Below are 14834 nucleotides of genomic sequence, written 5' to 3'. Positions count from 1 at the left end.
TTTTGCACAAAGCATGTTCCCATGCTTTAATATCCATTTGCATCAGACCAATGAATTTACTTTATGCTAAATCAAATCATTCGTTTTTTTCTACATAACAGGCTGGTGACTATCCTTATATTGATAGTGCTGGTGGGTTGGGGCATTGTTACATCACCATTCAATTGGAAAGTAGACGCTCTCCCCAGAGATCCTGTGCCGGTAGATGCCATCCCCGACATTGGCGAAAACCAACAAATTGTTTTCACCGACTGGGCGGGCAGGTCGCCGCAGGACATCGATGACCAGATCTCCTATCCGTTGACTACCTACCTGCTGGGTATACCCGGCGTAAAATCGATCCGAAGCTCCTCAGTTTTCGGATTTTCGATGGTCAACATCATTTTTAGTGAAGACATCGAGTTTTACTGGTCCAGGTCCAGGATACTTGAGAAGCTTAGCTCACTGCCGTCCGGTTTGTTGCCCGACGGCGTGCAACCCATGCTGGGACCGGATGCCACAGCCCTTGGCCAGGTGTTTTGGTATACGCTCGAAGGCAGAGACAAAGAGGGCAATCCAACAGGAGGCTGGGACCTGCATGAGATCCGCACCGTGCAGGATTTCTATGTGAAGTATGGGCTCAACGCTGCCGAAGGTGTATCAGAAGTGGCTTCCATAGGCGGCTTTGTGCAAGAATATCAAATCGACGTCAATCCCGATGCACTGAAGGCCTACAATATTCCCTTGATGGCAGTGATGCAGGCTGTGCGGCAGTCGAACAGGGATGTGGGTGCCAAAACCATTGAAATGAACCAGGCGGAGTACCTGGTAAGAGGGCTCGGCTATATCAAGTCGGTAGAAGATATTGAGAAGGCTGTGGTGGCCGTGCAGGACAACGTACCCATCCGCATCAGCGACATTGGCCGGGTAAGCCTTGGCCCGGCTGCCCGGCGTGGGGTGCTGGACAAAGGAGGCGCAGAAGTGGTCGGCGGCGTAGTAGTGGCTCGTTATGGCTCGAATCCGCTGGAAGTGATCAACAATTTGAAGGCCAAAATAGCAGAGATAGCGTCGGGCCTTCCGAAAAAGACGCTGGCCAATGGCGTCGAAAGTCAGCTGACCATTGTGCCATTTTACGACCGCACCCAGCTCATTCATGAAACCATTGGCACACTTGAAACAGCCCTGTCGCACGAGGTACTCATCAGTGTCATCGTGGTGCTCATTCTCCTGCTCAACCTCCGGGCCTCGATTATTATTGCCAGTTTGCTCCCCGTGGGCGTGTTGGCCACATTCATTGTGATGCGGTACTCAGGCGTTGATGCCAATGTGGTGGCCTTGTCGGGCATTGCCATTGCTATTGGAGTGATGGTCGACGTTGGGATTGTTTTTGTGGAAAACATCATTCGCCACCTGGAAATGCCAGAAAATCAGGGCACCAGCGGCACAGCACTGCTGAAGGTGATTTATGAAGCCACGGTAGAAGTGGCATCGGCTATCACCACTGCCCTGGCCACCACAGTGGTTAGTTTCGTTCCCGTGTTTGCCATGGAATCAGCCGAAGGAAAACTGTTTAAGCCGCTTGCTTTCACAAAGACCTATGCGCTGCTGGCCTCGTTTGTACTAGGCCTTGTGGTGCTCCCTACCCTCGCCTATTTCATTTTCGGCATTAACTACGACAAAAAGAAAGTAAGACGGGTTTGGAATTGGACGTTCATTGCGGCGGGAATCATGCTGTCGGCCTACTTTCAGATGTGGTTGCCTTTGACACTCACCGTTGCAGGTATCAACAACATATTGGAAAGCAAATGGCCTCCTCATATCAGGCGATATACCAGCTACCTCAACCTGGCACTGGCAGTCCTCATTGCCACCTATTTTCTGGCTGAAGAATGGATGCCGCTGGGTGTGGGAAACTCCCTCGTGCTGAATTACCTCTTTGTCATGGTGTTGATAGGATCGATTTTGGCTGCCCTCCTTTCTGTAGTTCATTTTTACGAACCGATCTTGAAATGGTGCCTGGTAAATAAGGGCAAGTTCATGCTGCTCCCGGCGTTTACCATTTTGCTTGGCGTTGTGATCTGGCTCGGGTTCGACACCGTTTTCAGCGTAGCTGGCGAAAATGTCAGAGCCTCCAGACCGTGGAAGGTGATGGCTGAAAAATTCCCTGGCGTGGGATCGGAGTTTATGCCATCCCTCAACGAGGGAAGTTATTTGCTCATGCCCACCTCCATGCCTCATGCCGGTGTAGAGCAAAACCGAAGAGTGCTTGGCCAGCTTGATATGATGGTGAGCCAGATTCCTGAAGTCGATATGGTGGTAGGGAAAATGGGAAGAACGGAGTCGGCGCTTGACCCGGCACCAATATCTATGTACGAAAACATCATCAACTATAAGCCAGAGTACGTGGTGGATGAAGACGGCCATAGGTCAAGGTTCAAAACTGACAACGACGGTAATTTTGTATTGACCTCAGGAGCGGCGGTATCCAACGAAGAGGCACTACGGCTGGGAACAAGATACAGCCAGCTCATTCCCGACAATAACGGTCAATACTTCAGGAACTGGCGCCCCCACATCCAGTCACCCGACGATATATGGGACGAAATTGTGCAGGTGACCAAAATACCCGGCGTTACGTCCGCTCCGAAGCTTCAGCCGATTGAAACTCGCCTGATCATGCTTCAAACAGGCATGAGAGCGCCCATGGGCATCAAAGTTTATGGCCCCGACCTCCCTACCATTGAGGCGTTCGGCATGCAGCTGGAAAGTATTTTAAAAGAAGTGCCCTCAGTAAAAGCAGAGGCTGTTTTTGCTGACAGGATTGTTGGCAAGCCCTACCTCCATCTCAATATCAACAGGGAGGCGATTGGCCGGTATGGCCTGACAGTGGAAGACGTTCAGCAAAGCATCGAAACGGCCATCGGCGGTATGAAAATTACAACGACGCTGGAAGGAAGGGAAAGATTCCCGGTGCGGGTTCGCTATCCGAGAGAGCTGCGGAACGACCCCGAAACATTGGGGCGGATCCTGGTCCCCACTCCTTCCGGCGCTCAGATTCCATTGAGCCAACTTGTGGAGATGGAGTATGTAAGAGGTCCACAAATGATCAAGAGCGAAGAAACCTTTCTGGTTGGCTATGTACTGTTTGACAAAAGGGATGGCTTTGCTGAGGTGGAAGTTGTGAACCGGGCGCAGGCCGCTATTCAGGAAAAGATCGATGCCGGACAGCTCAAGGTGCCTGCCGGTGTCAGCTATAAATTTTCCGGGAGCTATGAAAACCAGGTAAGAGCTGTGAAGCGGCTGTCTATCGTGATTCCCATTAGCTTGCTGGTGATCTTCCTGCTGCTCTACTTCCAATTCAAAACGGTCATTGCTTCCTCGATCCATTTTTCCGGGGTGTTTGTGGCTTTCGCAGGTGGCTTCATCATGCTGTGGCTTTATGGACAGGACTGGTTCCTGAACTTCTCCGTGGCTGATGTCAATCTGAGAGACCTGTTCCAAATGCACACGATCAACCTGAGTGTGGCCGTTTGGGTGGGCTTCATCGCCCTGTTTGGCATTGCCACCGACGATGGCGTGATCATGGGAACCTATATCCATCAGGTATTTGAGGAAAAGCAACCAACGACCATTCAGGGAGTTCGTGAAGCAGTGCTGGAGGCGGGCAAAAAGCGAGTCCGACCAGCCATGATGACGGCGGCTGTTGCCATTATTGCGCTGCTGCCTGTCCTGTCATCCACGGGTAAGGGGTCAGACATCATGGTGCCCATGGCCATCCCAACGTTCGGCGGCATGACGATTCAAATCATGACCATGTTCGTAGTGCCGGTGCTACAGGCATTTTGGAGGGAAACAGTGATCAAAAAACAAATCAGGGAGGCAAAATGAAAAGCATCATCTATATCATCTTGATTTTGACCGCCGGGGCAATACAAGCACAAACGCTTGAGGAGTACCAGCAAATGGCCGCAGAGAACAATCCTGCTCTGAAGGCAACTCACAAGGCATTTGAAGCAGCCCTCGAGCAGGTGTCGCAGGCAAGCGGCCTGCAGGATCCGAATCTCACTGTCAGTGCTTTTGGCCAGATGATCGAAACCCGTGTGGGGCCCCAAAGAGCCAGGTTCAGTCTTTCTCAAATGTTCCCCTGGTTTGGCACGCTGAGGGCCCAGGGCCATGTGGCTGCCTTGATGGCTGAGTCGAAGTACCAGGCATTTTTGGAAGACCGAAACAGGCTGTATTATCAGGTGGCGGCGGCTTATTATCCACTTTACGAGCTCAACGCCTTTAAGACCATCGAAGCAGAGAACATCCGGCTTCTGGAATCATACAAGGCCATAGCGACAGCAAAATTCAGTAGTGGTGGTGGCAGCATGGTGGACGTGCTCAGGGTAGACATCATGCTCCAAAGTGCCAACACCAGGTTGACTATTCTTGACAAGGAAGAGGCGTCGCTGAAAACTACCTTCAACAACCTTTTGAATCGGGAGGTGGCTGAGCACATATTTATTATCGACTCACTGGCAGTGGACGAGGCTCTGCCTGCCGACGATTCATTGCCCGCCACTCACCCACGGATAGCCGAACTGGAGCTAAAAATTGAGGGGAGTCAGGCGGCGGAATATGCAGCCCGCAAGCAGGGGCTTCCGAAACTGGGCGTCGGCGTCGATTACATCATCGTTGGTGAAAGGACGGATTTAGCGGCAGGCGCTGCACCGCCAGCCGACAACGGCAAGGATGCCATCATGCCAATGGTTTCTGTCAGTCTCCCCATTTTCAGAAAGAAATACCGGGCGGCTGTGAAAGAGGCACAACTGATGCAGGAAGGCTATGCCTTTCAGAAGCAGGCGACTGCCAATGCCCTTGCTACCGACTACGAAGTCACAAGGTTTGATCTTGCTCAACAAAGGGAGTTGATAGGTCTTTACGAAGAACAATCCGCTCAAACTGACCGTATGCTGGAACTTCTTTTCACAGCCTACAGCAATTCGGAAGCTGCTTTCGAAGAAGTGCTGGCCACGGAGCAACAATTACTGCAATATCGGAAAATGAAAGTCGAGGCAGCCGCAGCTTACCAGACGGCACTCGCCAAATTGTATTATGTGACAGCTAAAGTTTATTGAAATGACAATAGATAAAAAAACAGTAATAACCGGCCTGGTTACCCTGGTAATGGGGCTATTGATTGGGTGGCTTATTTTTGGAGGGTCACCAAAAATATCAGCAAATGAAGACCATCAGCATGGTTCAGCAGAAGAAACGATATGGACATGCTCGATGCATCCGCAGATCAGACAAAATGAGCCTGGGCAATGCCCTATTTGCGGAATGGATCTCATCCCACTTGAAAGTGGCATGGACGAAGGCATTGATCCAATGGCCATCAGCATGTCGCCTGTAGCTATGCAGCTTGCCAACGTGAGCACCGCCGTGGTTGGCTCAATGGCGTCAGTCAAATCGGTGAAGCTCATTGGCAAAGTGCAGGCTGACGAGCGCCTGATTTATTCGCAAACATCTCACATTCCCGGGCGCATTGAAAAGCTGCTCATCAATTTTACGGGAGAATATGTACGGAAAGGGCAAACCATCGCCTTTTTGTACTCTCCTGATCTTGTGAATGCGCAAAAAGAGCTTTTGGAGGCATTGAAAATGAAGGCCACCCAGCCGCAGTTGCTGGAGGCAGCTAAAGAAAAGCTTAGGAACTGGAAGCTGACCAATAGCCAGATCGATGAAATACTTGAAAGCGGCGTCGTCAAAGAATCGTTTCCTTTGCTTGCTGATAACTCTGGCTATGTAACCAACAAACTAGTGAACCGGCATGACCACGTCGCACAGGGCCAGGTGATCTACGAAATAGTCGATTTATCCAGCGTATGGGTGCTTTTTGATGTTTATGAATCGGATATGACGTGGGTCAAAAAAGGCGACAAGATACCTTTTACCGTTGCGTCTTTGCCAGGCGAAACCTTCAGCGGCAACATCTCTTTCATCGATCCCATTATTGATGCCCAAACGAGGGTGGCAAAAGCAAGAGTGGAAGTGAAGAACAGTGCATCGAAGCTGAAGCCTGAAATGTTTGTGTCGGGTACGTTGGAAGCCAACCTTCCCGGCAAGGCTGAAAATATCATCGTTCCCAAAACTGCAGTGATGTGGACAGGCCAGCGGTCGGTGGTGTATGTAAAAGTAGCCAGCAGCCAGTCAGTTAGCTTTGTCATCAGAGAGGTGGTGCTTGGGCCCGCCCTTGGCGATAGTTACATAGTGAAGGAAGGGCTCGAAAACGGCGAAGAGATTGCAGTCAATGGCACATTCAGCATCGACGCAGCCGCACAGCTGGCAGGCAAGCCCAGCATGATGAATCGTCAGCCTGATGGTAAGGCGGCCTTTAATCATGATCACATGGTAATGCTGACCGCTCAGAAAACAGCCGGGAGTCAATCCGGTTCGGGTGTGCCTGCGGCATTCAGAAACCAGCTGACGGATTTCGCCATGGCTTACATCAGTTTGAAGAATGAGTTGGTCAACGACGACCCCGAAAAGGCTCAAAAACTGGCGGGAGCAGCAAAGGAAAAGTTATCGAAAATTGACATGAAGCTCTTGAGCGACCACCAGGCTCATATGGCCTGGATGAGCACACTGGAGTTGTTGGAAGAAAACCTAAAGTTGATCGCCAACTCCGGCGAACTGGCCACTCAGAGAGTAGCCTTCGTGCCCCTTTCTTCTGCACTCATTCAGGCAGTGGAGCAATTTGGCGTAGCGAACACGATCTTCTATCAGCAACATTGCCCTATGGCCGACAGCAACAAAGGTGCTGACTGGCTCAGCCTGGAGAAAGAAATAAGAAACCCCTATTATGGAGATGCTATGCTCTCCTGCGGGTCTGTAGAAAGAACAATTACCCCTGTAAAATAATTATTAACTAATTTTAATCGCTATTATGAGAAACATTGTATTGACTTCCCTTTTTGCTGCAGCATTGGCATTGAGTGCATGCAACAGCAACCCAAAAACTACTGAAGAAGCAGCGACACATGATGACGCCCATCAGCACGAAACAGCTGCCTCCGACACTACTGTGGTAGCCGCTTCATATATTTGTCCTATGAAATGCGAAGGCAGCGCCAGCGATAAACCTGGCAAGTGTCCTGTTTGCAAAATGGACCTCGTTGCGGTTGAAGAAACTCCTGCAGAAAAGTAAATGATGAGAGTTATTCATATAGTATTGGTCTGTGCGGTTTTTATGTTGGCTGCCTGTAGCGACGGAAACAAGTCTGGCACAGCGACGTCCTCCGGACAAAAGCTGGCTGCGAAAGACATTTCTCTTGCTACACTGAAGCTTCGAAACCTCGACGGTAGCGAGTTGGATGTCACCACTTTGGCAGGCAAGAGGGTCTTTGTCAATTTCTGGGCTACCTGGTGCAAGCCTTGTTTGGCCGAAATGCCTTCCATTGAAAGAGCAACCGAATTACTTGCGGCGAAAAACGTCGTGATGCTGGCAGCCTCGGATGAAAAGCTTGACAGGATATCGAAATTTAGAGAGAAGAGTAGCTATTCTTTTAATATTGTTGCCACAGAAGCCGACTTGGGTATTTTGGAAATATTTGCCTTGCCTACTACTTTCATTTTCGATGAGCAGGGAAAGCTGGTATTCAAAGAAACCGGCGCACGGGAATGGGACAGCCCTGAAAGCATTAAGCTAATTAACGAGACAAATAAGCTATGAAGAAAGAGTTACTTGGAGCCATCATCGTTGGTGGATTGATTTTAAAAGGATGTGCGCCAGCGCCGAGTGAAGAGCGGATGCCGGTACAACGGCTTGAGGCCGCTCACCTAAGCGGAGCTTCCCTACCCTTTTTGTCAACCGACTTTTCCGGCAAGGTTATCCTCTCTTATGTAGTGGATAATGATTCTTCGGCAGCATTGCATTTCACCACACTTGCTGACCAACAGTGGAGTGCACCGGTGAAAGTGGCGGAAGACACCAACTGGTTTGTCAACTGGGCCGATTTCCCGTCGGTCATTTCCTGGGGAGATGGCAAAATGGCTGCACACTGGCTGGAGAAAAACTGGACGGGAGGCACAAACTACCACGTAAAAGTCAGTCGGTCTCAGGACTTCGGTGCTTCTTGGAACACACCGGTGACTTTGCACAGCGACACCCTTCCAAGGGAACATGGCTTCGTTTCGCTTGTCCCCTTCCCCAGTGGCCGTATGTTTGCTTCCTGGCTCGACGGGCGCAAGTATCCACCTGCCAGCGAACATGGCGGACACGACCTCAGTAACGAAATGACCCTTATGGGCGGCTATGTGGCCGTTGACGGGCATGTTGAAGGAGAAGAGCTGCTCGACGAACGGGTTTGCGATTGTTGCCAGACAAGTTCTGTTTTAAGTGACCATGGCCTGGTAACCTTCTACCGGGATCGCTCCGCTGACGAAGTGAGAGATATAGCCGAGGTGCGATGGACAGAAGAAGGATGGACAGAGCCCAGCCTGCTTGGGGAGGATGGCTGGGACATCATGGCCTGTCCGGTAAATGGCCCTCAGTCGGATGCTATAGATGAGCAGGTGGCAGTTGTTTGGTTTACAGCAGCCGATGAGACCCCCAAGGTGCAGCTGTCGCTGTCGGGTGATGCGGGAGAGCATCCCTCCGTACCTATCAAAGTCAGCCATAAGTCGACTGTTGGAAGAGCAGACGTCAAACTTATCGACAAAGACTATGTGGCCGTAAGCTGGATCGAGATAGTGGAAGAAACCGGCGTTTTGAAAGTAGCTGTGTTCACTATAGATGGTCAGCGGCTTGAAGAATGGGATATCACAGAGATTTCAACCGAAAGGAAGACAGGGTTTCCACAGCTGACTTCTGACGGAAAAAGCCTTATTATTGCATGGACTTCCGACAATGCCGTCAACACGGCAATGATAGCACTCAAAGAACTCTAGTATATTTGATCAATTAACCTGTTATTAACTAAAACCCTTATAAGTAATGAAAAACGTTAAATTATTTTTTGGTGTATTGGCTGTTATCCTATTCGCTACGGCGAGCCAGAGTGTAATGGCTCAGCTTCAAGCTCCTGCGCCCAGCCCAGCAGGTTATGTTTCGCAGAATGTTGGCTTTACAAAAATTAGCGTTGACTATTCATCGCCAGCAGTAAAAGGCAGAAAAGTTTTTGGTGACCTGGAAAAGTACGGTGTAACCTGGAGAGCAGGTGCCAACGGCCCAACGACAATTGAATTCAGCACTAGTGTGAGTATCGGTGGAAAAAATGTAGGAGCAGGTAAATACCCTGTTTTCATCACTCCGCAGGCATCTGGTGAGTGGACGATCCACTTGAACAGCAAAGGCAATTCAGTATTTGCCTACATGAAGGATGGAAAAATTGATGAAGAGGCAGTAGCTAAAGATGATGTTGTTTCCGTGAAAGCAACTCCTGTTATGGCAGCTGACTCGATGGAAAGGCTTGCCTACTCTGTATCTGCTGAAGACAACAAAGTAGCCAAAGTAACGATGGCTTGGGATAAAGTAAGACTTTCTTTTATGGTCGACACTCAGGTGAGTCAAAAACTGGAAGGCTTTACCAGCACGCTGAAGTAGTAACAACAACTTCCAAAAAACCTTATGGCCCCGTTCAAACGATTTTGGACGGGGCTTTTGGTTTATTAAAAGGTTTATGTCGCAGTAGCGCCTATCTTTGGTGATATGCCAAACTGCTTAAATATGAAATCTTTCAAGACCATTGCTGCCACCGTTAGTCTTGCTCTGATGCTTCTCAGCAACGCAACAGCCCAAAGTATCTACAGTAAGAGCAACCTCTTTGCCTGGTGCATTGTGCCCTACGATATCAAACACCGCAGCCCGGCCGACAGAATAGCGATGCTTAAAGAATTGGGTTTCAAGTCATATGCCTACGATTGGAGGGCGGAACATTTGGCCACTTCGGTGGAAGAGTGGAAGCTGGCAAAAAAGAACAACATCAAAGTCAATGCTGTTTGGATCTGGATAGATGCCAATACAGATAGCCCTCAGCAGCTTAGCAGCGCCAACCTCGAGCTACTTAGCTATCTAAAGGAAACCAAATTGAAAACGCAGCTATGGGTTGGCTTTCATGCCAATTTTCTGGAAGGGCTTGATGAAGAGGCGAAAGTTCGCAAATCCAAAGAGATGCTGGACTATCTTCACGCAAAAGCTACAGAGGTTGGGTGTACCATAGCACTTTATAACCATGGCGACTGGCTTGGAGAGCCCGCCAATCAGGTGAAGGTAATTGAGGCCAGCGGCTTTAAAGATGTAGGCATCATCTACAACTTCCATCATGCCCATGAGCAACTCGACAGGTATACTGACATTATCGATGCAGCACTCCCCTATTTATGGGCGGTAAACCTGAATGGCATGAAAAGAGAAGGCCCCAAAATATTGCCCATCGGTTCCGGGGACAGGGAAACCGAGATGATGGCTTACCTGACAAAAGTCGGCTTCAAAGGCCAGATTGGTGTCCTGGGGCATATCGAAGATGAGGATGTGGCGATTGTTTTGCAGCGCAACCTTTCAGGCCTGCAGGCTATATTATCGTCAATTGGAGACAACGAAGCACTGAGTACCTACGGAAAAAAATAAGCCGGGCAGGCTTTCAGCTCGCTATATCTTTTGACTCGCCGGTCTTCATCTGGTCGGCATATTCAGACGGGCTCTGGCTAAAAACTTTCTTAAAGCAATTTCTGAAGTACTTGGGATCATTGAAGCCAACCATGTAAGCCACTTCCGAGATTGAAAAGTCGCCCTCCGCCAATATTTGCGCAGCCCTCTTAAGCCTGATCGTTCGTATTACTTCATTGGCCGACTGGCCTGTCAAGGCTTTCAATTTTCTAAACAAAGTGGCTTTGCTCATCCCCACGTCTTTGCACAGGTCATCAACAGAGTAGTTGGTATTAGATATGTTCGACTCAACACTCTTAAGCGCTTGATTGATAAATATTTCATCTCTTGAAGTTACAGTGATACTTGTAGGTTCCAGCGTCAAAGTCTTATTGTCTGCAAACATTTCCATCAGCTTCTTTCTTCCGTCCAGCAAATTCCGCACCTTGAGTGCCAGCACTTTGCTATTGAATGGTTTTGTGATGTAATCATCCGCACCTGTTTCCAGTCCCTCAATCTTATATACCTCTGAAGTTCTTGCTGTTAACAAGATAATTGGGATATGAGAGGTCGCTTCTGTTTGCCGAAGCGCATTGCAAAGAGCAATGCCATCCATCACAGGCATCATCAAATCAGAAATGACGAGGTTAGGGTTCGTCTTCAACGCTTTCTCAAGCCCCTCTTTGCCATTGAATGCTATCTGTATTTTGAAGTCTTTTTCCAGAATAGATTGAATATAGGCTGATACCTCCCTGTTGTCTTCCACAATCAAAACTGTCGGCGTGTCGTCAGAGTGCTGCACAGGTTCGGGTAGGGTAACCACTGGCGGGCCGAGCACATTTGAGCCACGGGGTGAGGCTACAGGCACTTCTATCTTTCCTTCCACAACCTCGGTAGGTTTGAAATGAATATTGCCTAGAGGAAGCGTCAGTGTAAATCTTGCAAACTGTCCCTCAATACTTTCTACGCCTATTGATCCGTGGTGCAATTCGATCAGGCTCTTGCTCAGGGAGAGGCCGATACCTGTTCCGGTAGAATGTTTTCCTTCATCATAACTAAAAAAGGGCTCAAAGATAGTCGTTAAGTGTTCCCTTTTTATCCCAGTGCCATTGTCGAAAACGGAAACATAAACATTGTCAGTAGTTTGCTCCAGTTTGATACTAACCACACCCTTTTTGGGTATCTTTTTAAATGCGTTTGAAAGGAGGTTGAAAATCACTTTTTCCATTTGATCCGGGTCAAACCAAACCATGATTTCCTCATGACTGCTTTGCAATGTAAAGTCGGCGTTCATTTCCTCGGCCAGTGTATCGAAAGAATACTTGATCTCCTTGATAAAGCTGACCAGGTTGCTTTCCATGGCCGTCACTTTCATATTCCCTGACTCTACTTTGCGGAAGTCGAGCAATTGATTAACCAGCTTATGGAGCCGCAGCACGTTGTGATTAACCGATTGAAGCTTTCCCTTTACCCCTTTCTCAATTCCCTCGGAGTCGATAAGGTTCTGTATCGGGCCTATAATCAGTGTCAGAGGTGTTCTGAATTCATGGGAAATGTTTGTAAAAAACTGAAGCTTGGTTTTGTTCAGTCGCTCCACACTTTCGAGCTTTAGTCTCTCCAGTCGCAAGTCATTGATAAAGTGAGCCCTGATCAGCGTTATCCTGCGAAACAGGTAAAGAAGGGATATCACAATCGTTATATACCCCAGATAAGCCCAGGATGTTTCCCACCAGGCGGGAAGCACAGTAATGGTCAGGCGGGTCGGGTCGTTGTTCCAAACGCCGTCGTTGTTGCTTGCTTTTACTTCAAATACATACCTTCCCGGATCGAGGTTGGTATAGGTTGTGGACCTGGTTTCGCCCACAAAATTCCACTTGTCATCGAAGCCGATCAGCCGGTAAGCATACTGGTTTTTATCGCTGGCCGACATGTTGAGAGCGGCGTATTCAATACTGAAAATATTGAAATCACTTTCCAGACTCAGCTCCTTTGTTTCACTGATGTGCCTCGTTAGAATGGAGTCTTCGCTGTTAACGCTGACCGACTTATTGAACACTTTAAAGTCCTCCAGCACTACCAAAGGAGGATGCGGATTGTCCAGAATTTCTGATGGATTGAAAGTGATGATTCCATTGCTTCCTCCGAAGTACAGCAGCCCGTCGGCGTCTTTGAAGGATGAATTTCCCTTAAAGCCATTGACCAATAACCCATCGGAGTCGTCGTAGTTTTTAAATGTTTCATTCTCGGGATCAAATACACTCATTCCATTGCTGGTGCTTATCCACAAGTGGCCCTGGCTATCCTCCAATATGCCTTTGATGTTGTGATTGGTGAGCCCATTGTCAATGGTATATCGCTCAAAGGTATCTTTGCTTTTCAGGTGGTAGAGTCCAGATTCTGTGCCGGCCCAAAGACGCCCCTTACTGTCCTCGAACAGACAAAAAATAACGGAGAGTATGTTTTCACTATAATTTTCACTCTCTGAAAACACCGGCTCCATTTTCACTTTTTCGGAGTTATATAGCTTTAAGCCGCTGTTTGTTCCAATCCAGGTATTGAAATGTTTGTCCTCGAAAATTATTCTTAAGTTGTTGATGGAAGCGTCCTCCGCCCAGGTTGAATCCACAATATGCGTGAATGAATTTTGATCTTTGGAGGAAAGTAGGTTAAGTCCATAATATGTCCCCATCAGAATATTGGCACTCTGCCTGTCCTGACGTACCGCATATACATTTTGATTACTTAAATCTTGGCTTGAATTTCCCGCTGTAGCATACCGATCAAAGTTTTGTGTGGTCTCATTAAAAACAAAAACACCTTCGGCCCACGTTCCCACCCAAATGTTGTGGTCACGATCCTCATAAATCGCCAGCACCGGGATTCCGTTCTGCCCCGATTCAATGGGATCATTCAGGTAGTAAGAAGTATTGCCTTTGTGCAACTTCATAATACCGCCTTCGGTGCCTATCCAGAAGCGTCCTTTCGAATCCTTATACAATGCGTTGACTACAGTGTTCTGATAGGCCGCCTTAAACGACGTAAATTTGTTTTGATAGGGGTCTATCACGCTCAACCCAAATGAAAACGTGCCTATCCACAATCTTCCTTCATTATCTTTATACAGTGCCTTGATGGAGTTGTCGCTGATCGATTTAGGATAATCTTTGTCGGCTACATGGTGCTCAAACTTGGTTGTACGAATGTCGAGTCGGCTTAGACCACCATTTTCGGTTCCTGCCCAAATGTAGTTTCCGTCAGGGCAAACAGTTCTCACCACATTTACCAAAGGACCATTTTCTCTGGTTTCGGAAGTTCTATAGTGGGTGAATCTGCTGGATTGGACGTCGAACTTGTCCAGTCCGCCTCCCCTGGTAGCAATCCATAGATTCCCACTATCATCTTTGGCGATAGAGTACAAATAATTGTAACCAAGCGAGTTGGGGTCTTTGGGATCATGGGCATATACCTTGAGGTTGCCTGTCTTTCGATTCCACCTGTAAAGAGCAGTATCTGCCGCTATCCAAAAATCGCTCTTATGAATCTGCTCAATGCCTATGATCGACAAGCGCCCCTTAAAGTTGTTTGTGTGGTCAGTCCAGCTATTGTCTGGCAAGTAAAGCGATTTTATTGTAGTGCCCACAAACCACACCCGCTGCTCGCTGTCTTCCCTGATGTCGTTGATAACCAGGTTATTAAATTCAGGAATCCGAATGAAGGTGTCTAATTCTCTATTGTACCGGTGCAAAGTACCTTTTGCTGTGCTTACCCACAAAGTGCCTCTACTGTCTTCAAAAATTGAAAGCACACGATTCGTAAGCAAAGTGTACTCGTCCGACGGATCGTTCCTGTATATTTTGAATTCATAGCCATTGTAGCGGTTGAGGCCGTCTTCGGTGCCTACCCACAAATAGCCTTTGCTATCTTTATGGATGGCGGAAATAGTGACCGACGAAAGCCCTTGCTCTACCGATAGACTCGAAAAAGACTCATTCTTGCCCTGCCCCAGTACAGCCAACGGCAACAAAGAACAAATTCCAAAAAAAAGTGAAAGCAGGTAAAATGGCTTCATAAAATATGTAAAAGTCAAATAGGCGCAACCAGATCAAAACAATATTCCGGCTTAATCACTCAACCCTTCTAATTTAGTTGAATATCTTAAAAAAGTCTAATCTCCGATCAAATAGCATGTAAGCATTAAAAGGCTACAGCAGCCTTCATCTAAGTC

At 48.2% G+C, this 14834-nt stretch carries 9 protein-coding genes; 8 read left to right on the top strand and 1 reads right to left on the bottom strand.

Features of this window, described 5'->3' with window-relative positions; all coding sequences use genetic code 11:
- Positions 1 to 63: 63 nt before the first annotated feature.
- The 8 genes from RIG68_RS08965 to RIG68_RS08930 all read left to right on the top strand — a co-directional run bounded on the left by RIG68_RS08965 (position 64) and on the right by RIG68_RS08930 (position 10591).
- Positions 64 to 3867: an efflux RND transporter permease subunit gene (locus RIG68_RS08965; protein WP_350121318.1), complete on the top strand. Its 3804-nt coding sequence runs from the start codon at positions 64 to 66 to the stop codon at positions 3865 to 3867.
- Positions 3864 to 5099 (top strand): TolC family protein, encoded by a 1236-nt coding sequence (locus RIG68_RS08960; protein ID WP_350121315.1) that lies wholly within the window; start codon positions 3864 to 3866, stop codon positions 5097 to 5099. The genes RIG68_RS08965 and RIG68_RS08960 overlap by 4 nt, the downstream gene beginning before the upstream one ends.
- 1 nt (position 5100) lies before the next feature.
- Positions 5101 to 6885 (top strand): efflux RND transporter periplasmic adaptor subunit, encoded by a 1785-nt coding sequence (locus RIG68_RS08955; protein WP_350121312.1) that lies wholly within the window; start codon positions 5101 to 5103, stop codon positions 6883 to 6885.
- Between the two features lie 25 nt (positions 6886 to 6910).
- Positions 6911 to 7171 carry a heavy metal-binding domain-containing protein gene (locus tag RIG68_RS08950; RefSeq protein ID WP_350121309.1) on the top strand — a complete coding sequence of 87 codons (261 nt, stop codon included), beginning with the start codon at positions 6911 to 6913 and terminating at the stop codon, positions 7169 to 7171.
- Positions 7172 to 7696: a TlpA family protein disulfide reductase gene (locus RIG68_RS08945; protein WP_350121305.1), complete on the top strand. Its 525-nt coding sequence runs from the start codon at positions 7172 to 7174 to the stop codon at positions 7694 to 7696.
- Positions 7693 to 8913, top strand: a complete 1221-nt coding sequence (locus RIG68_RS08940) for a hypothetical protein (protein WP_350121301.1) — start codon at positions 7693 to 7695, stop codon at positions 8911 to 8913. The genes RIG68_RS08945 and RIG68_RS08940 overlap by 4 nt, the downstream gene beginning before the upstream one ends.
- 46 nt (positions 8914 to 8959) lie before the next feature.
- Complete coding sequence (locus RIG68_RS08935; protein ID WP_350121298.1) at positions 8960 to 9568, top strand: DUF2911 domain-containing protein; 609 nt, start codon at positions 8960 to 8962, stop codon at positions 9566 to 9568.
- Between the two features lie 123 nt (positions 9569 to 9691).
- Positions 9692 to 10591 (top strand): sugar phosphate isomerase/epimerase family protein, encoded by a 900-nt coding sequence (locus RIG68_RS08930; RefSeq protein ID WP_350121295.1) that lies wholly within the window; start codon positions 9692 to 9694, stop codon positions 10589 to 10591.
- A gap of 13 nt (positions 10592 to 10604) precedes the next feature.
- Here the strand turns inward: RIG68_RS08930 and RIG68_RS08925 are convergent, their stop codons facing one another.
- Positions 10605 to 14678, bottom strand: coding sequence for a hybrid sensor histidine kinase/response regulator transcription factor (locus tag RIG68_RS08925; RefSeq protein WP_350121292.1), 4074 nt, complete (start codon positions 14676 to 14678; stop codon positions 10605 to 10607).
- Between the last annotated feature and the right edge of the window lie 156 nt (positions 14679 to 14834).

The organism is Imperialibacter sp. (assembly GCF_040222385.1).
Classification (GTDB): Bacteria; Bacteroidota; Bacteroidia; order Cytophagales; family Cyclobacteriaceae; genus Imperialibacter.
This window is presented reverse-complemented; position numbering and strand designations above follow the sequence as displayed.